The sequence below is a fragment of the Nonomuraea sp. NPDC051941 genome (assembly GCF_044593615.1).
On the sequence record NZ_JBIUCF010000001.1, the window covers coordinates 200,823 to 219,391 of the forward strand.

Below are 18,569 nucleotides of genomic sequence, written 5' to 3' on the forward strand. Positions count from 1 at the left end.
ACTCCTCGCCGCACTCCGGCTGAGGTCCCTGGGATGTCTTTGAGGGAATAGGGGAAGGGCTGGCTCCTCCCGGAGGACCTGGTGTCCTCCGGGAGGAAGGGGTTGAAGCTCGTTTTGGGTACGGTCGGATCGTGAGCGAGCGATCCTTCAGTGAATGGCTCAGGGCGCAGTGCGAGCCCGAGTGGACGGCGGTGGTGACGCACCCGTTCGCGATGGCGATCACGACGGGCTCGGCGCCCGACGACGGCATGCGGCGCTACCTGGAGCAGGACTTCCAGTTCGTGGACTCGTTCACGGCCCTGCTCGGGGCGGCCGTGGCGAGCGCGGACACGTTCGAGGCGCGGGTGCCCTACGGGAAGTTCCTCGGCCAGGTGGCGACCACCGAGGAGAAGACGTACTTCCACCGGGCGCTGGCCGCGCTGAACGGGCGGACCGACGCGCCGACCGAGCCGGTGACGGCCGCGTTCAGGCAGCTCATGGACGAGGCGCGGACGTCACAGGACTACCTGCTGATCGTCGCCGTGCTCTGCGTGGCCGAATGGTGCTACCTGGGCTGGGCGTCGCGGGCCGAGCGGCCGCTGCCGGAGAGCTTCGTGCACCGCGAGTGGATCGAGCTGCACGAGGGCCCGGAGTTCCGGGCCTGGGTGGCCTTCCTGCGGGGCGAGCTCGACCGCCTCGGCGCGGACCTGGACGAGGAGCGCCGGACGGCGGTGCTGGACGTCTTCCGCCTGGCGGTCGAGCTGGAACGAGCCTTCTTCGACCAGGCCACCGACCATCAGCCCAGTACGGCCGCCAGATCCTGGAACGAGCGGTAGTGGACGCCGGTCATGCCGAGCGCCCTGGCCGCCTCCACGTTCTGCAGCCGGTCGTCCACGAACAGGCAGCGCTCCGGCGCGACCCCGGCCCGCTCCGCGGCGATCTCGTAGATCCGCCGATCGGGCTTGGCCACGCCCACCCTGGCGCTGCTGACCACGTCGTCCGCGAAGTACGTGAGCCCCAGCAGGTCGAGGTGCTGCTCCAGCGAGTCCGTGGCGTTGGTCACGATCACCACGGGCACGTGCTGCTGTGCCTTGGCCAAGAGCGCCCTGACCTCCTCGTCCACCCAGAACCGCACCTGCCCGAACTCGGCCACGGCCTGGCGGGCCCGCTCGTCACCGCCGAGCGCGACGACGACCGACTCCAGCCACTCCGCCTCGGTGGCCTGGCCGAGCGTGGCGGGCATGATCAGCGCGGGGTCGAGGGCCGTCCGCATGAGCGGCAGGCCGTACCGGGCCTCGATGTCGGCCTGGGCGGCGTGGTCGAAGAGCCGGAGCACTCCATCAAGGTCAGACAGAACCGCGTCAAAGGGGATCACAGCCCCTCATTGTGACAGTCGTCAGCATTTCCTGCGTCGTCAAAGGTCCAAGGGCGACCGGCCGGACTACCATCTCCGAGACAGGATTCGGTATCGGAACGGTAGGGCATGAGCGCACGCGAGCTGGGGCGGCTGTTCGCCGACGGCGGCAGGGGGCACAGGCTGCCCGCGGGGCTGCCGCCGGGCGAGGTGGTCTGGCCCGATCCCGGCTACACCCGGCAGGGCCAGGCGCTCAGGCCGGCGTTCTGGATGAGCGAGGAGGCCGCGTCCGGCGAGGACTGGAGGCGCATGCGGGAGTGGCACCCGCACAGCGGCCTGTGGCCGGTGCTGCTGGACGAGTCGGCGCAGCCCTGGGGGGTCGGGCAGATCGTTCCGGACGACCCCCGCCAGATCGACCACTTCACCGCCGAGGGGTTCATGGCCGAGGTGTGGCAGGAGTGGGTGACCCAGATGCCGCAGGCCGCGCTGGAGGAGCTGGACCCGTTCGGGGCGATCTGTCCCGGCCCGGCCCCGCCCGGGATGCTCAAGGCCGCCCCCGAGGCGGTCGCCGACTGGCTCGCGGGCGAGCTGGCCGTCAAGGGGATGCCGCTCGGCCTGGTCGCCGCCCCCAGGAGCGCCGACGCGCTGGCCGTGATGGGCTGGCAGGGCGCGCTGCACCACAACGAGTGGATGATCCCGCTGGCCGCCGTGGTGCGCAGCTGGGAGGACCGGTTCGGCGCGCGGGTGGTGAGCGTCGGGTTCAACACCCTGGACCTGAGCGTGGCCGCGCCGCCGGTCGATCCGGAGCACGCGTTGCACGTGGCTGCCGAGCACTGGACGTTCTGCCCGGACAACATCGTCCAGGGCCCCGGTGACCTGCAGGGCTATGCCGAGCAGATCATCGGCGAGCACGCCTGGTCGTTCTGGTGGGACTGAGTCCGGCCGCGCGCACGACAGGGTGGCTCGGCCGGACCGTCCGGTGTCAGGGGAGGTGGGCCACGGCCCCGTAACTCCCCGAAGAACTCGGCTGTTCGGCGCAGGCGGTGTCGAGGCCGTCCGGCCGCCATTCCGGGATCCACACCAACCCCGGATCGACCAGCACCAGACCTTCGAGCAACGCCGCGACCTCCTCTCTGTTGCGAATCGCGTGACCCGGCAGCGTCATCGCCAGCAGGTCGTGAATCGCTCCTAGCAGCTCCGGCGGGACCGCGTCGAACGTGGTCTGCAGCAGCGACAGGTAGCTGCCTTCGGGCACCACCTGCCGGATCCGCTTGATCACGTAGTGGAAGTACTCGTCGTCGTTCAGGCTGTGGGTCGACAGCAGCAGCACGGCCATGGGCCGGTCCCAGTCGAGGAACGTCTGCAGGACCCGGTCATCGAGGATGTCGTCGATCTCGCGCACGTCGCCCTCTACGACGCGTACGAGGTCGGTGACGGGCTCGATGGTCGCCCGGGCTCCGGCCAGCACCATCGGGTCGTTCTCCACGTAGACCACACGGGGGACCGCGCCGCACAGGGCGTCACGGGCCACGTCGTGCAACTGTCTGCCCGCCGGCAGGCCGCTGGGCACTCCACTCCCGACAATGACGAACTGGTCCACACCTTCGCCGGCCAGATGACGCACCACACGGCACAAATAGTGGAGCACGGCCCGTGCGGCCGTCGTCACGACGGGAGCGGCCTGGTCGTAGCGGCGCACTGCGTCTCTGTCCGCCACGAAGTTGTTCTTCCCACCCGTGGCCGCGTCGAGAACCCGGGTGATCCTGGCTTGGGTCATCTCCAGCTTCGCCAGGTTTCGGATGGCACGCTGACGCATTGAGTGTTGCCCCTTTCCCCTCGCCCACTTTCTCGGGAAAAGAATGATCCTTTCGGACCCCACTCGATGACCCAGAACTTATGATCCTCGCTGCGCGGCGGATGACAACCGGAAAAGCCATTAGTTTTCGGTATATCTGCCTAACCCTCTACCGTGAATAACGATCATCCATTAGGGAAGGAGATCACTTTCCGAGGGAACGCGAAAGCCGCTCGCGATGGAAATTCAACACCTCGAAAGTCTCTTCGCGGGTCGTCGTCGTCACCGACAGCTTGGTGAACGCCTGGTGGTACGCCTCCACCGCGGCGGTGTCGGTGATCAGCTCGTCGGACTCGATGCCGTGGGCGCACGCGATGTCCGCCTCGAACGCCTCGGCGAAGCGCCAGAGCGTGAACGGGCCGGTGCGCGGCACGTAGACGGGATCGTCCGTCGGCAGCACGTGGAGCGAGATGTTGGGCCGCTTGGCGTGCTCGATGAGCTGGTCGATCTGGCGGAGCTGGACGTGCGGCCCGACGATCGAGCGGGTCAGCACGCTCTCGTCGATGACCGCCCACACCACGATGCCGCTGTCGCGGGCCACGGCCTCCTGGCGGGCCAGCACGAGGGCGAGCGCCTCGTCGACCGTCTGCTGCCCGAGCGTCGCCGGCCCGGTCACGGTGACGGCCGCCCTGGCGTATTCCTCGGTCTGCAGCAGCGGCGGGACGAACTGGGGGTGGTAGGTGCGGATCACCGTGGCCCGCTGCTCCAGCGCGTACGTGGTGGCCAGCCAGACCGGCACCGACTGCGCGTCGTACCAGGCGGCCTCGCGCTCGCCCCTGGCCAGCGACAGCACGTATTCGCGGATGGGCGGGGCGGTGACGCCGTAGAGGGCGAGCAGGCGCTCGGCGGTGATGGGGGCGGGCGCGATCCGGCCCTCCTCGATGGCCGGGATCGCGGCGGCTCCCTTGCCGATCGCCGTCTCCACCTGCGCGACCGACAGGTCGGCGGCCAGGCGCAGGCCGTGCAGCCGCCTGCCGAGCGCCCGGCGCTGCGGCCCGCTCAGCGGCGCGGCCGCCTCGGGGATGTCGGGGGAGGAGGGGGGCTCGGGCTCGTCGGGCAGCCCTTCGGCCCTGCGGGCCAGCTCGACCACGCCGCGCAGCAGGGTCAGGGAGCTCTCGGACAGCTCTGAGGTGCCCAGGCCGATGGCGGCCGCGCGCAGCTGGAGGTCCTCGACCGCGCCGGACTCGAGGTAGTCGTCACCGACCAGCCAGCCGACGCTCACCTGGAGGCACGAGGCCAGCGCCCTGAGCACCTGGAGCGTCGGGTTGGTCTGCTTGCCGGTGCGCAGCTGGCTGACATAGGCGCGGGTGATGGGGATGCCCGCCTCCGTCAGGGCGGAGGCGACCTGCGCGCCGGTGAAGCCGCGCTTGGTCAGCGCAAGATCGAGCCGTTCGGCGAAGTTCGCCACGGCACACCTCCATCCACCGCCCGTGAACTTTTCCAGCGTAAGGGACGCGAGCCGCACTGTCCCCTGCCATGCGGGGCAGCTCTGCCCCGCGAGTAGGTATCAACTTATGCGCAAACTGTCAGTTGACATAGCCTCGCTCGTAAGCAGACTATCGGAGGGCATGGTAACTGTGGCTTAACAATCGGGGAGGAGGTGGCCGGACGTGACCATGGAATCCTCGCACCTCGAAGATCTGTCCTCCACGGGGCAGGAGCGAGTGGTGCAGCGGATCTGCGCGCGCGTGGCCGGGCCGGCAGTGGGAGCCGGCGTTCAGGTCGCGAGCCTGCCTCTCGGCGGCCTCCAGGTCTGGCTGGACAGCCCTCGTCATCGTTGGCGCTTCTACCACCGGATGGCCCGCGAGCTGCGGCTGGCCGGCTGGCACACGGAGACGGGACCTGATCGGCTGCTGTTGCTCGGGTGGAGTGCGGTCTGCCTGAGCCACCGCGCCAGGATGCTGAGCGCGGCCCTGGCGGGACGGCTGGCCGACTTCGACAAGACGGCCTTCATGGCCGTCATGATCGCCACCCGGCTGCGCCACGAGGGGTTCCCGGTGGAGGAACTCCCGGCCGAGGTGGAGGCTCGCTGCCGCGACGCGCTGCGCTGGCCCGCCCGGCTGGAGGACCTCGACGGCCTGGAACGCCGGTCGTCGCTGGAGCCGCTGCGGCTCAGGCTCGCCCAGGTGGCGGGGCTCGAGTCCAAGGTCGGCTGCCGCTGCTGCGAACATCTCGCGCTCGCCTCGAAGGTCGCGCGCACGGTGGCCGGTGGTGCGGTGCCGGCCAGATCGCGCGCACGTTCGTCGGCATCGTGCTCCGCCACGCCGGATTCCTCCCCGGGGGTTGGGCTGACCGAGCGCATGGTCTGCGTCAGCGTGCCCAACGTGGCAACCACCAGAGCGGGGACGGCGCGATGACGCCGACGCCCATCCCCGCGCACCGGGCCGCACCGGTCCCGGCAGCCGTGGCGTGGCCACGGCACCGGGTCAGGAGGCGGCCGGGTCACCACTTCGGCGTCGCCATGAGGTTCCCCGCCGCGTACGCGCTGCCGCCCGGCGCGCCGCCCACCGGCCAACGGCCCTGGGGCGTCGCGTTCTGGTGCGCGTGCGCAGGAGCGGGAATGCTGGCGCTGCTGTCAGACGGCGGGTGGCCGCCGGCCGATCACGGCCGACTTCCCCGCCTGGGACTGACGGCGGCGCTTGTGCCGCTGGCCCCGGCGCTTCCCCATCCCTCCGGCATCGCGCGGCACGTGCCCGACTTAGTCGGCGCGGTGCTGTCGACCAGCGCGTTAGCGGCTGGCGTGCTGGCCGACACGAGGGGGAGCGCCTGGGGCCGGCTTTATCGGCGTCCGCCGGGCCGTGCGGCCGCGGCCACGGAGCCGATCGCGAGGTCGTACGCGGGATCGTCCGCGACCTCGTGGCGGCATCGTGCGCGCGCGACCGACCCGCGGCTCCGGCGACGTAGCGGACTCCCGATGGCGGCGGGCGCGTTCTGCCCGTCCGGTGCGGCGTCGTTCGCCGTGCTCGCCATGGGGCCGCCTTTTGTGGAGAAGGCCGGGCTCCTGTCGGCCATGATCGCGGTGACTCCGGCGGCCATCCTGGCCGTCCGCCGCGTCGGGACCGACGGAGCCGTCTACGGCGGAGGCTTTGCTCTGGGCGGAGGTTGCGCGCCGCTGCCGGCCCACTCGTCTTCCGACGGGTGGAGCCTGCTCGGCGCGGTGCTGATGGGCGCCGGATTCGGCGCGCTCGCGGTCGGTCTTCTGGCGGGGGCCACCGCGAGCGCCGAACCCGGTCAGCACGCCTCCGCGATCGGCACCATCGGCACGTGGGCGATGCTGGGTGGGGTGATCGGCGCGATGGGCGCCACAGTGCTGATCGGCCGGCCGTTCTCGGAGGGGCCCGCTTCCGGGCCCGCCTCCGTCCTGGTGGCCGTTCTCCCGGCCGCCGTTCTGCTCGCCGCCACGGCGCTGGTGCGGGTCGCCGGGGCGTCGGGCCATGAGACCGAACCTCGATCTCAACGCGCGGCGGAAGAGGGGCCGGCGATCTTCCGCCGGCTCCTCGCCGAGCCGCGCGGCCACGTCAACCACGTACGGAGCGAGGTTCTGGCCCGCTTCGCCACATACGACCGCAAGGTCGTCAACCCGCTATGAACAGGAGCGATCATGCTCACGGATGAACTGCGCCGGTCACAGCCGCACGAGGTCCACGCACGCGGAGCGCGCCACGCGCCGCCGTCCTGGGGCGAGGACCAGGGCGACGCGCCGCCGGTGGAAGAACCGCCGCGCACCGTGCACAGGCTGCGCCGCATCCGTCCGGTGTCCGCGCGGGCGATCACCGAGATCGACCACGCGTTACGCCACCCGGTCATCTGACACCACACCCTTCCCGCACAGGAGGAGAACCCATATGCGCACCGTCCTCGCCCGGAGCCTTCAGTGAGCCGCGGGAGGGTGGGAGTGATCGTGGCGCCCGCCAACCCCTCGGCGGAGCCCGAGCTCACCCGCCTGCTCGGGTCGCGCGCCGACATGCACGTCACGCGCTTCCCGGTACGGCCCGGGCAGTCTCTGGCCGAACGGCTGGAAAGCTACAACGAGGCCCTGCCCTCCATGGTGTACGCGTTCGACGCCCTGCCGCTGAGCGCGATGGTCATGGCCTGCAGCGAGCCCCGCTACCTCCTCGGTCCCGATGAGGACCGCGACCAGTGCGCCGAGCTGTCGGCCGCGACCGGGGTGCCCTTCGCCTCGGCCACGCAGGCCACGCGCGAGGCGATGGAACACGCCGAGGTGAGCGACATCGTGCTGGTCTCCCCGTACCAGCCGTGGCTGACCGAGCTGGCCGAGCGGTTCTGGAAGACGGCCGGGCTGAACGTCACCCAGGTCATCCAGGTACGCGCGAAGAACGGCTACTCCTCGTACGCGGTCACCCCCTCCGAGCTGATCAGCCAGGTCGAACTGGCCGAGCTGCCGGCGGACGCGGTGCTGCTGTTCACCGGCACCGGCATGGCCACGCTGCCCGTGCTCGGCCCCCTCAGCGCCGGCAACGACCGGATCCTGCTGACCTCCAACCTCTGCACGGCCTGGTGGGCGCTGTCCAGGACCATCGGGCAGCAGGTGACGCTCGGCCGCGTGCCGCACCGGCGGTACATGGGAGGCGCGGCATGAACGGCGTCATCGTGGTGGGAGCGGGGCCCGCGGGGCTGACCGCGGCGCTCTCGCTGGCCAAGGCCGGGATCCCGGTCACCGTGCTGGAGCGCGAGAGCGAGCTCAGCAAGCAGACCAGGGCCTGCACGTTCCACCCGGCCACGCTCGACCTCCTCGACGACCTGGGCGTGGCGTCCCAGCTCGTCGCCAAGGGCCGCGTCGTCGACCGGGTGCAGTGGCGCGACCGGTCCGGCATCGTGCTGGCCGAGATGGGCATGAACCGGCTCAACGGCCTGACCAGGCATCCGTTCAGGATCCACGCCGACCAGGCCGCGCTCACCCCGCTGCTGCTGGCGGCCCTCAGCGTCTACCCGGACGTGGACGTGCGGTTCGGCACCCACGTGGACGGCGTGGCCGAAGGTGGCACAGGGATCCGGGTCCGCGTCGGCCACACCTGGACGCGGGCCCGGTACATGATCGCCGCCGACGGCGCGCACAGCACGGTCAGGGGCTCCCTGGGCCTGCCGTTCCCCAGGTCCGCCTACCCGACGCAGGCGTTGCGGGTGTTCACCGACTCGCCGCTGGACCGGCTGCTGCCGAGCCTGGCGCCGCTGACGTACGTGCGGGACGTGCAGCAGTCGTGCACGCTGCTCGGGCTGCCGGACCACTGGCGGATCATCTTCAAGATCCCCTGCGACACGCACGAGCCGCTGTCGCCGCCGAACCTGTCCCTGCTGGTCCGCCGGGCCCTGCCGGGGGCGAGCGGGCCGATCCACGTGACGGGCGCCGACCGGTTCGGGCTGTCCAGGGGTGTGCTGACCTCGTACCGGTGCGGCCGGGTGCTGTTCGTCGGCGACGCCGCGCACCTGACCTCCACGGTCGGCGGGCTCAACATGAACGCCGGCATCCACGACGCGGCCGAGGTGGGCCAGGTGATCGCGGCCGTGATCGGCGGCTTCGCCCCGCCGGCGGCGCTGGAGGCGTGGGCCTGGCGGCGGCGCTCGGTGCTGCTGCAGCGGGTGATCCCACCTCGCGAGACCCGGCTCGCGGGAGTGCGGGAACGCGACAGCGCCAGGCTGGCGGCCGCCATGGCCGGGCTGCGCGCCATCGCCGGAGACCCTGACGCGACACGTGCCTACCTGGCACAGGCCTCATTACTGGACACCGTGCCAGGGAAGAGGTGACGACCCCCCGTTCCGCGTACTGACTGGAGGAGGTGTGACGCCGGATGTGGCGAACCCTGTCTGACGACGCTCGCCAGGCCATTCGCGACCTGTGCGACAAGCACGGAGCCCGCCTCTACGACTACTGCCGCACGGAGCTCGCCGCGGGCGACGCCGAGCAGGCGGTGGCCGGTGCGATGCTGACGGCGCACCTGTACGCGGATCGCGTGGTCGATCCGGCTCTGCGGCGGCCCTGGTTGTACGCGGTGGCCCGCGCGCACCGGGCGTTCGTCGCCAAGCCCGCGAGCATCGGCTCGTGGTCGCGGCCCGGCCGGATGTCGGAGCTGCTGCCGGAGGCGCTGCTCTCCCTGGAGCGCCCGCAGCGGGAGCTGCTCGACCTGTCCATGCGCCACGGCCTGGCCGACGCGGAGATCTCCGTGATCTTCGAGCTGCGCCAGGACGAGGTGCGGACCATCGTCACCCGGGCTGCCGAGTCCCTGGAGGAGTGGTTCGCCGCGATCATCGCCGCGCGGGGGCGCGACGGATGCCCCGACCTGACGGCACGCGTGTCGGCGTGGGTCGCGGCGCCCGGCCGGCGAGCCAGGGCCAGGATCGGCCGTCACATCCAGTCCTGCGCGACCTGCCGGGCCGCGCCCAGGACCATGTCGGCGGCGGCGCTGCTGCGCCGCCTGCCGATCACCACACTGCCCGGCACACTTCCCAACCGGCTGGCGTTGGCGCAGCCGTTGCCCGGCGAGGGGCCTCTCTGGCGGGCGGACGGCTTCCCCGTGCAGGCACGCACACTGGTGGAGACCGGTCCTTCCCCGGCTCCTCCGGTCGCCGACGCCACGCCGCAGATCCCGGTCGCCGACCCCACGACGGCGACCTCGGGAAAGCCCTGGTCGGCGGCGGGCGCGGCCGCCGCCGACCAGGAGCCCCCGGCGGCACCCGCCGTGCGCGGGCGGCACCCGTTCACGCCGCCGAGCCGTACGCGGGCCTTCCGCGGCGGCGCGTACGGGGACAAGCTCGTCTTCAGCGCCGCCATCAAAGGCTCGGGCAACGGCTCCCACAGCGAGGGCGCCATCATCCGGTACGGCGGGATCTCCCTGGGCGGCGATCTGGCCGAGCTGCGGGACGGGCAGGTTCAGGAGTTCTGGCGGGACCGGCTGGACGACGACGACCCCGAGGCGGGGCCGCCGATCAGGGCCGTGGCCAGGCTCGGCCTGATCGTGGGCGTGGGCCTGCTGGTGGCGGGGCTGGTCTGGGCCGTCGTGAACGCCCAGAAGCATCCCCCGACGCTCACCAAGGCCTCGGCGCAGTCGGGCGGCCTGCTGGACGAGCCGTCGCGCTGGGTGGCCGGGGTGGCCCCGATGGCCGCCGGAGCCGGCCTGACGAGCATGGCCAGGAAGGCCGAGCTGCCCAAGCCCGCGCCCCCGGTGGCCAGGCTGTCGCCGGCGACGGCGTGGCTGGGCTCGGGGCGTACCGGAACGTTCGCGCTGTCGTGCGACGGACGCTGCGAGATCGTCTCCGCCAAGGGCACCGACGGCATCACCGTGTCCGGAAACACCTTCAAGGTGACCGCGCCACTCTCGCGGCCCGGCTGCTCCGGGCGGTCGAGCGTGGAGCGGGGGAAGATCACCGTCCGGTGGGCGGGCCGGGCGACCGGTGACGGCAAGACGACCGGCGGCACCAGCGCCGGTGGCGGCACCCTGACCATGAGCGTCGCCTGGACGGTCCGGCAGAAGGGCACGCGGACGACGCTCGACTACCGGCGCGGCGTCCTCTCCTGCGGGTGAGGGCCCCGGGCGGCGCGCCCGAGACCCCCTCATACCGCTGGAAGCCCCCTCATACCGCTAGAAGAACGAGAACTCGCGATCGGGCTCGGGCAGCTCGACCCGGTCGGGACCGCGGAACGTGGTCGTGTCCTGCGGCACGTCCGCCAGCGGCGTGCCCAGGACGAACGGGACGACGACGCTGGACCTGGCCAGGTCGAGCGTCACGGTCGCGCCGGTGCCGGTCTCGTCGCTGTAGGTCGAGTCGGTGCCGGCCACCACGAGGCCGACCCGGTGGCCCTTCCTGAAGGTGTAGTCCTGCGGCAGCGTCAGCCACTTGACCGTCCCGTACGTGCCGGGCGGCAGCGGCGCGGCCTGGCTGAGCGAGTCGCGGTTCTGGACGTCGATCCAGCCGCGGGCGACGATCTCGAGCGGGCGGGTGGCCACGTTCGTGACGACCTTCTTGTAACAGGCGTCGTCGGCCGCGGTGCTCTCGCCGTAGCAGTCCTCCTCGGTGAGCGTGGTGATGCCCTGGCCGCGGCGCCAGTCGACGCGGGTGCCGTCGCCGAAGTCGACGAGCAGGGCGGTCAGGTTGGAGGTGGGCTTGTCCAGCTTGACCCGCAGGTCCGCGGTGGGCGTGCCGGACAGGCGCAGGTCGAGCGGGAGCGCGCCCGTGGTGAACGCGACCCGTCCCGGGTTCGCCGTCCCGATGTCGGCCACCATGTCGCTCTCGGTCATGGCGACGTCGGTGAAGGAGGCGGTGGTGTTCCTGGTGGCGGGCTTCAGGCCGAGCGAGCCGTCGGGCGCGGGGCGCAGGGACGCCTTGAGCGCGAACGGCGCCGGCCAGTCGTGCTGGGTGGTCCAGCGGGCCGGGCCGATCTCGACGTCGGCGCGGGGCTCGTTCGTGATCCCGTTGCGTACGCCGTGCAGCCAGTGGTCGAACCACCGGTGCAGGGTGTCCACCCAGAGCGCGCGCCGGCCCTCGAAGTCGAACGGGTCCACGTGCTGGGTCTGGCCGACCCAGATCTTGCGCGGCACGTTGCGGTCGGCCAGGGCCTTCCACCAGGTGGAGAAGTTGTCGGGCTTGACGTTGAGGTCGTTGACCGTGTGGACGACGAACACGCTGGCCTTGACCTTGGAGGCGTCGCCGAGCAGGCCCTTGATGTAGTCGCGCTCGGCCCAGAACGGGTTGAAGTCGCCCGTGTCGTCGCCGTCCTCGGCGTCCATCCTGTCGCGCACGGCCTGGCACTTGGCCTCGGGGTCGGTGTCGACGTAGTTGGCCAGCCAGGAGGCGTAGTCGTGGTTGTAGATGACGCCGTTGGAGCGCTGGTACTTGTACCAGGAGCTGATGGCCGAGATGGGCACGATCGTCTTCAGGCCCTCGACGCCGGTGGCGGCGACGGCGTTGGCCAGGGTGCCGTCGTACGACTTGCCGATCATGGCGGCCTTGCCCGTCGTCCAGTCGGCCACGGCCGGGGTGCCGTCCGCCCTGAACGCCTTGGCGCGGCCGTTCAGCCAGTCGATGACGGCCTTGCCGCCCAGGACGTCCGCCTTGCCGCCGATGTCCGGGCAGCCGTCCGATCGGGTGGTGCCGAGCATGTCGACGTTGAGGACGGCGTAGCCGCGGGGGACGAAGTAGTTGTCGTAGAAGAGCGGAAATTTCGTGACATTTCCGGCGGCGTCGTACATTTTGCGCTCTGCCTCGTTGCCGCGGCCGGAGTTGTCGTAGTACGGGCTCTCATCGATGATCACCGGCACCTTGAGCCCCGGGCCGGACTCCTTGGGCCTGATGACGTCCACGCGTACTCTGTCGAGTTTGCCGTCGAGGTCGCTGTCGACGGTCGACTCGACGTACACGTGCTCGCGGACGGCGTCCGCGTAGGAGAAGACCGGCTGTGTACGGCCGTTCTGGACGGTGATGGCGGGTGGCGCTGCCGCCGCCTGGGCGGGTGTCGCGATCGCGAGGGTGAGGGTGACGGCGAAGAGGGCCGGGCGTAATTGTGGCACGCGTGACCTCCGGGACGTGGGCCGAATCACCCGCAATCTCTCAGACCGCCCGGAGCCTGACAAGATTTCCCCCATGGACGTACGGGATCGAGTACGAGGCTGCCTCCTCGGTGGCGCGATCGGCGACGCGCTCGGGTCGCCGATCGAGTTCCAGTCGTTGCGGGAGATCCGCAGGGAGCACGGGGCGGAGGGCATTACCGGATATGTCACGACGTGGCGAGGAAGATCCGGTCTCATCACCGACGACACCCAGATGACGCTCTTCACCGTGGAAGGGCTGCTCCGGGCCCGCGCCGCCCACGCTGGTGGACCCCCGGCCCCGGGGCGGGCGGCGTACCCGTACCCCGAGGTGGTGGAGCCCGTGCGGCAGGCGTACCTGCGCTGGCTCGACACCCAGAACCACCAGGCCCCGCCGCCCGCGGACCGCCCGCACCGCACGGGCCGGCTGCGCGAGGAGACCTGGCTGTACTCGCGCAGGGCCCCGGGCAACGCCTGCCTGTCGGGCCTGCGTCAGCAGTTCCCCGGGCCGTCCCCGCTGGGCGTGCCGGGCCCGGTGAACCCCAACTCCAAGGGCTGCGGCACCGTGATGCGCTCGGCCCCCTTCGGCCTGGTCGCGCTCTCCGGCGCCGCGGGGCCCGACCCTCGGGAGGCGTTCGAGGTGGCGGCGGCCTGCGCGCAGATCACCCACGGGCACCCGACCGGCTACCTGGCCGCGGGGGCGTTCGCCGCGATCACGGCGTACCTCGTGGCGGGCGAGGACCTGGAACCCGCCGTCCACCGCGCCCTGGACCTGCTGGCGGCCTACCCGGCGCACGACGAGACCAGCGCGGCCCTGCGCGCCGCCGTGGCGCTCGCCGCCGGCGGCGGCGCGCACTCGCCGGAGCGGGTCGAGTCGCTGGGCGGCGCGTGGGTGGCCGAGGAGGCGCTGGCCATCGGCGTGTACTGCGCGCTGGCCGAGCCCTCCGTGGAGCGGGCCCTGCTGCTGTCGGTCAACCATTCGGGCGACAGCGACTCCACCGGCTCGGTGTGCGGCAACCTGCTCGGCACCCTCCACGGCACCGGCGTCCTGCCCGCCGCCTGGCTGCGCCCCCTGGAGGGGCGCGACACGATCGAACGTCTCGCCGCCGAGCCGGCATAACCGGCAGGCGCCCCGGGCCGGGCGAGATATTGGGATGCGCGTCCCGCCGGTGTCGGGCAGCATGGTCGGTTGGCTCCGGGGACGCGGGGCTCAAATATCCTGAAAGCAGTATGGGAACGCCTTCCTTGTCCTCTCCACTCGCCGAGCTCCACTCCCGCCTGCCCGAGCTCATGCCGCGCGACCAGCGGCGACTGCGGCGCAGGCTCGACGGCATGCGCCGGGTCCGGTCACGTGACGCCCGGGACAAGATCGTCGCGGAGATCCTCGCCGACGTCGAACGCGCCGAGCAGCGGCTGGTCCGGCGGCGCGAAGCCGTACCGGTGGTGAAATATCCGGAAAACCTGCCGGTCTCCCAGCGGAAAGACGACATCCTGGCGGCCATCCGCGACCACCAGGTGGTGATCATCGCGGGCGAGACGGGCTCCGGCAAGACCACCCAGATCCCCAAGATCTGCCTGGAGCTGGGCCGCGGCGTACGCGGGCTGATCGGCCACACCCAGCCCCGCCGCATCGCCGCCCGCACGGTCGCCGAGCGCATCGCCGAGGAGCTCGACACCGGCCTGGGCGAGGTCGTCGGCTACAAGGTCCGCTTCACCGACCAGGCGAGCGACCGCACGCTCGTCAAGCTGATGACCGACGGCATCCTGCTGGCCGAGCTGCAGAACGACCGCATGCTCGACCAGTACGACACGCTGATCATCGACGAGGCCCACGAACGCAGCCTCAACATCGACTTCATCCTCGGCTACCTCAAGCAGCTCCTGCCCCAGCGCCCCGACCTCAAGGTCATCATCACCAGCGCCACGATCGACCCCGAGCGGTTCTCCCGCCACTTCGACGACGCGCCGATCGTCGAGGTCTCCGGCCGCACCTACCCGGTGGAGGTGCGTTACCGGCCGCTCAGCGAGGACGACGACCAGACCCAGGGCATCGTGGACGCCTGCCGGGAGCTGATCTCGGAGGGCCCCGGCGACATCCTGGTGTTCCTGTCGGGCGAGCGGGAGATCCGCGACGCCGCCGACGCCCTGGGCAAGGCCGAGTTCCGCAACACCGAGATCCTCCCGCTCTACGCCCGCCTGAGCGCCGCCGAGCAGCACCGCGTCTTCCAGCGCCACACCGGCCGCCGCGTCGTGCTCGCCACCAACGTCGCCGAGACGTCGCTCACGGTCCCCGGCATCAAATACGTCGTCGACCCGGGGTTCGCCCGCATCTCCCGCTACAGCCACCGCACCAAGGTGCAGCGGCTGCCGATCGAGGCCGTCTCGCAGGCCAGCGCCAACCAGCGCAAGGGCCGCTCGGGCCGCACCTCCGACGGCATCTGCATCCGGCTGTACGAGGAAGAAGACTTCCTCAGCCGGCCCGAGTTCACCGACCCCGAGATCCTGCGTACCAACCTGGCCTCCGTCATCCTCCAGATGACCTCGATCGGGCTGGGCGACATCGAGGCGTTCCCGTTCGTGGAGCCGCCGGACCGCCGCCAGGTCAAGGACGGCGTCAACCTGCTCCACGAGCTGGGCGCGTTCGACGTCCACGGCAAGCTCACCGGCGTCGGCCGCAAGCTGGCCGGCCTCCCCGTCGACCCGCGCCTGGGCCGCATGGTGCTGGAGGCCGAGAAGAACGGCTGCCTGCGCGAGGTCATGGTGATCGCCGCGGCGCTGTCCATCCAGGACCCGCGCGAGCGCCCGTCCGACAAGCAGCAGCAGGCCGACGAGAAGCACCGGCGCTTCGCCGATCCCGAGTCCGACTTCCTGGCCTACCTCAACCTGTGGAACTACCTGCGCGACAAGCAGAAGGAGCTGTCCTCCAGCGCCTTCCGGCGGCTGTGCAAGGCCGAGTTCCTCAACTACCTGCGCGTACGCGAGTGGCAGGACATCTACAGCCAGGTGCGCCAGTCGCTCGGCGCCCAGCCCAACAGCCAGCCCGCGCAGCCGTACCACGTGCACGCGTCGCTGCTGGTCGGGCTGCTGTCGCACATCGGCGTCAAGGACGTCATGGACAAGCAGCGGGGGCAGGACGGCCGCCGGCCGATCCAGGAATACCTCGGCGCCCGCAACGCCCGCTTCGCCATCTTCCCCGGCTCGGCGCTGGCCAAGAAGCAGCCGCAGTGGGTCATGTCGGCCGAGCTGGTCGAGACCTCCCGGCTCTGGGCGCGCGTCAATGCCAAGATCGAGCCCGACTGGGTCGAGCCGCTCGCGCAACACCTGGTCAAACGCACCTACTCCGAGCCGCACTGGGAGAAGAACCAGGGTGCGGTGATCGCCCTGGAGAAGGTCACCCTGTATGGGGTGCCGCTCGTGGTGGGCCGCAAGGTCAACTACGGCCGCATCGACCCCGACCTGTCGCGTGAGCTGTTCATCAGGCACGCCCTGGTCGAGGGCGACTGGGACACCCACCACCGCTTCCTCAAGGACAACCGCAGGCTGCTCGGCGAGGTCGAGGAGCTGGAGAACCGGGCGCGCCGCCGCGACATCATGGTGGACGACGAGGCGCTGTTCGACTTCTACGAGCAGCGGGTGCCGGCCGACGTGGTCTCGGCCCGCCACTTCGACTCCTGGTGGAAGCAGGCCAGGCAGCAGACGCCCGACCTGCTCACGTTCTCGCCGGACATGCTGGTCAACGAGGGCGCCGACGTCAGCGCCCGCGACTACCCCGACACCTGGAAACAGCTCGGGCAGCGGATGAAGCTGACCTACCAGTTCGAGCCGGGCGCGGACGCCGACGGCGTGACCGTCCACGTGCCGCTCCAGGTGCTCAACCAGGTCAGCTCCGACGGCTTCGACTGGCAGATCCCCGGCCTGCGCGAGGAGCTGATCACCGCGCTGATCCGCTCCCTGCCGAAGGCCCTGCGCCGCAACTTCGTGCCCGCCCCCAACTACGCCAAGCAGGTGCTGGAGGGGGTCAAGCAGGGCGGCGAGCCGCTGCTGGCGGCCGTGGAGCGCGAGCTGCTGCGCCTGACCGGCGTACGCGTGCCGCGCGAGGCCTGGCAGCTCGACCAGGTGCCCGAGCATCTGCGCATCACGTACCGGGTGATCGACGAGCGCCGGCGCACGGTGGCCGAGGACAAGGACCTCGACGCGCTGAAGCGCCGCCTCGCCCCGCGCCTGCGGGAGACGCTCTCGCAGGCCGGCGACGACCTGGAGCAGACCGGCCTGCACAGGTGGAGCTTCGGGACGCTGCCGAAGGTGTTCGAGCAGGGCCGGATGAAGGGCTATCCGGCGCTGGTGGACGCGGGGGACTCCGTCTCGATCAAGATCTTCGACACGGCGGCCGAGCAGCGCCGCTCCCACTGGCCCGGCGTGCGCCGCTTGCTCCTCCTCAACGTCACCAACCCGGCCAAATCCCTGCTGGGCGGCCTGTCCAACCAGGCCAAGCTGGCGCTGTCACGCAGCCCGCACGGCGGGGCGGTGGCGCTGTTCGAGGACGTGGTCAACGCGGCCGTCGACAAGCTGATGCTCGACGCCGGGGGCGCGGCGTGGGACCCGGTGGCCTTCGACCGCCTCTACCAGCACGTACGGGCTCACCTCCACGACACGGCGGCCGACGTGCTGTCGAAGGTGGAGCAGATCCTGAGCGTCTGGCACGCGGCGGGCGGCCGGCTGGGCGGCCTGCGGGAGAGCGCGTCGACGGACGACATCCGCGAGCAGCTCGGCAAACTCGTCTACGCGGGCTTCGTCACGGCGACCGGTTACCGGCGTTTGTCCGACATCTTGCGCTATATCCGGGCGATCGACCGCCGCCTCACCAAGCTCCCCGAGGAGCCCTGGCGGGACCAGGAGTGGATGGACAAGGTGCACAAGGTCGAGGACGACTACCACGACGTGCTGGAGAAGCTTCCCCCGGTGCGGAGAGGGGAAGCGGACGTGGTGGAAATCCGGTGGATGATCGAGGAACTGAGGGTGAGCTTCTTCGCCCAGACCTTGGGGACTCCTACTCCGGTGTCGGAGAAGCGCATCGTCAAGGCGATGGAGAAGCTCACTCCATGAAGATCGAGGTGTCGAGCTCGAAGTTGACGGGGTCCGGCAGGTAGAGCAGCTTTCCCATGGGCTCCGAGTCGATCGTGCGATATACGCCGTCCTCGATGTCGCTGTACACAGTTACGCTCGGGCACTTCGCGACCTGGTCGATCAGCAGGTAGACCGGCACCTCGCCCAGCGCGTAAAGACGCACCTTTTCCTCGCGGTCGTCGCGAACGCTGCTGGGCGAGACCACCTCGGTAACCATGATCACTCCAGTCGACAGCAGCTCATTGCCCCACCGTTTGCAGTCGCAGGGCCACAGCACGTAGTCGGGCTGGAGTGAGTATCTGGGCCCATCGATGCAGATCTGCGGACCATGTGCTCCGTGCCAGCCGCGTTCCTTGCGCAACGGACGCAGAGCGTAGGCCAGCTCGTCGCTGGTCAAGAAATGCTCAGGGGTGCCTGATGGGCTCACGATCAGTTTCCCTTCGATGACCTCAACCCGGAAGCCGGGGAGGGGGGGTAGGGCATCGAACAACTCCCGAGCGGTGCGTGGCGTTCGGCGGCGTCGCATCGCAGTCGACTTCGGGTTGTCTTCTTGCTCTGCCTCGTCTGTGTGACGTTCCTCTTCGGCGGAGCCGGACTGCTGCTCCTCCTCCACGGCGTCGGCGTGGTCCTCCTCCACTTCCACTGCGTCCGTGTGGAGCTCTTCTTCCACGATGGCGACCATGGAATCTTTCCCTTCGTATTCGAACGGACACGCTAA

The 18,569-nt window shown here is 70.8% G+C and carries 15 protein-coding genes; 10 read left to right on the forward strand and 5 right to left on the reverse strand.

From position 1 onward, the window contains the following. Positions 1 to 131 precede the first annotated feature (131 nt). A complete protein-coding gene (locus ACIHFD_RS00890) occupies positions 132 to 815 on the forward strand; it encodes a TenA family protein (protein WP_397365007.1) in 684 nt (227 codons plus the stop codon). Here the strand turns inward: ACIHFD_RS00890 and ACIHFD_RS00895 are convergent. Next, on the reverse strand, positions 776 to 1,354 hold the full coding sequence (locus tag ACIHFD_RS00895; RefSeq protein ID WP_350723073.1) for an HAD-IA family hydrolase: 579 nt from the start codon (positions 1,352 to 1,354) through the stop codon (positions 776 to 778). The genes ACIHFD_RS00890 and ACIHFD_RS00895 overlap by 40 nt on opposite strands. A gap of 108 nt (positions 1,355 to 1,462) precedes the next feature. Here ACIHFD_RS00895 and ACIHFD_RS00900 point away from each other — a divergent pair, with 108 nt between their 5' ends. After that, a complete protein-coding gene (locus tag ACIHFD_RS00900) occupies positions 1,463 to 2,269 on the forward strand; it encodes a DUF4253 domain-containing protein (protein ID WP_355194187.1) in 807 nt (268 codons plus the stop codon). Between the two features lie 46 nt (positions 2,270 to 2,315). Here the strand turns inward: ACIHFD_RS00900 and ACIHFD_RS00905 are convergent, their stop codons facing one another. Beyond that, positions 2,316 to 3,149: an SAM-dependent methyltransferase gene (locus ACIHFD_RS00905; RefSeq protein WP_350723069.1), complete on the reverse strand. Its 834-nt coding sequence runs from the start codon at positions 3,147 to 3,149 to the stop codon at positions 2,316 to 2,318. Between the two features lie 184 nt (positions 3,150 to 3,333). Then, positions 3,334 to 4,596, reverse strand: a complete 1,263-nt coding sequence (locus ACIHFD_RS00910; RefSeq protein ID WP_397365008.1) for a Scr1 family TA system antitoxin-like transcriptional regulator — start codon at positions 4,594 to 4,596, stop codon at positions 3,334 to 3,336. A 202-nt stretch (positions 4,597 to 4,798) separates the two neighbouring features. On the opposite strand from ACIHFD_RS00910, the gene ACIHFD_RS00915 reads away from it, so the two are divergent. The 6 genes from ACIHFD_RS00915 (at position 4,799) to ACIHFD_RS00940 (ending at position 10,726) form a co-directional block, all read left to right on the forward strand. Further along, the gene (locus ACIHFD_RS00915) at positions 4,799 to 5,545 is read left to right on the forward strand and encodes a hypothetical protein (RefSeq protein ID WP_350723066.1); all 747 of its coding nucleotides are present in this window, start codon (positions 4,799 to 4,801) and stop codon (positions 5,543 to 5,545) included. Next, positions 5,542 to 6,777, forward strand: coding sequence for a hypothetical protein (locus ACIHFD_RS00920; protein WP_397365009.1), 1,236 nt, complete (start codon positions 5,542 to 5,544; stop codon positions 6,775 to 6,777). The genes ACIHFD_RS00915 and ACIHFD_RS00920 overlap by 4 nt, the downstream gene beginning before the upstream one ends. Positions 6,778 to 6,789: 12 nt before the next feature. Continuing rightward, on the forward strand, positions 6,790 to 6,999 hold the full coding sequence (locus tag ACIHFD_RS00925; RefSeq protein ID WP_355194194.1) for a hypothetical protein: 210 nt from the start codon (positions 6,790 to 6,792) through the stop codon (positions 6,997 to 6,999). Positions 7,000 to 7,062: 63 nt separating this feature from the next. Further along, positions 7,063 to 7,788, forward strand: a complete 726-nt coding sequence (locus ACIHFD_RS00930; RefSeq protein WP_363966112.1) for a hypothetical protein — start codon at positions 7,063 to 7,065, stop codon at positions 7,786 to 7,788. Next, entirely contained in the window at positions 7,785 to 8,951 is a 1,167-nt protein-coding gene (locus ACIHFD_RS00935) for an FAD-dependent oxidoreductase (RefSeq protein ID WP_350723058.1), read from the forward strand. The genes ACIHFD_RS00930 and ACIHFD_RS00935 overlap by 4 nt, the downstream gene beginning before the upstream one ends. Before the next feature lie 44 nt (positions 8,952 to 8,995). Beyond that, on the forward strand, positions 8,996 to 10,726 hold the full coding sequence (locus tag ACIHFD_RS00940; RefSeq protein WP_397365010.1) for an RNA polymerase sigma factor: 1,731 nt from the start codon (positions 8,996 to 8,998) through the stop codon (positions 10,724 to 10,726). 57 nt (positions 10,727 to 10,783) lie between these two features. On the opposite strand, the gene ACIHFD_RS00945 is transcribed toward ACIHFD_RS00940, so the two are convergent. Then, positions 10,784 to 12,709, reverse strand: coding sequence for a Xaa-Pro dipeptidyl-peptidase (locus tag ACIHFD_RS00945; RefSeq protein WP_397365011.1), 1,926 nt, complete (start codon positions 12,707 to 12,709; stop codon positions 10,784 to 10,786). Between the two features lie 73 nt (positions 12,710 to 12,782). Between ACIHFD_RS00945 and ACIHFD_RS00950 the strand changes: the two genes are divergently transcribed. Both ACIHFD_RS00950 and hrpA read left to right on the forward strand, forming a co-directional pair. Next, positions 12,783 to 13,847 carry an ADP-ribosylglycohydrolase family protein gene (locus ACIHFD_RS00950; RefSeq protein WP_397365012.1) on the forward strand — a complete coding sequence of 355 codons (1,065 nt, stop codon included), beginning with the start codon at positions 12,783 to 12,785 and terminating at the stop codon, positions 13,845 to 13,847. A 110-nt stretch (positions 13,848 to 13,957) separates the two neighbouring features. Further along, positions 13,958 to 17,830 carry an ATP-dependent RNA helicase HrpA gene (gene hrpA, locus ACIHFD_RS00955; RefSeq protein ID WP_397365013.1) on the forward strand — a complete coding sequence of 1,291 codons (3,873 nt, stop codon included), beginning with the start codon at positions 13,958 to 13,960 and terminating at the stop codon, positions 17,828 to 17,830. Here hrpA and ACIHFD_RS00960 read toward each other — a convergent pair. Beyond that, the gene (locus ACIHFD_RS00960) at positions 17,820 to 18,533 is read right to left on the reverse strand and encodes a Uma2 family endonuclease (protein WP_397365014.1); all 714 of its coding nucleotides are present in this window, start codon (positions 18,531 to 18,533) and stop codon (positions 17,820 to 17,822) included. The two genes, hrpA and ACIHFD_RS00960, sit on opposite strands and share 11 nt — an antisense overlap. Between the last annotated feature and the right edge of the window lie 36 nt (positions 18,534 to 18,569).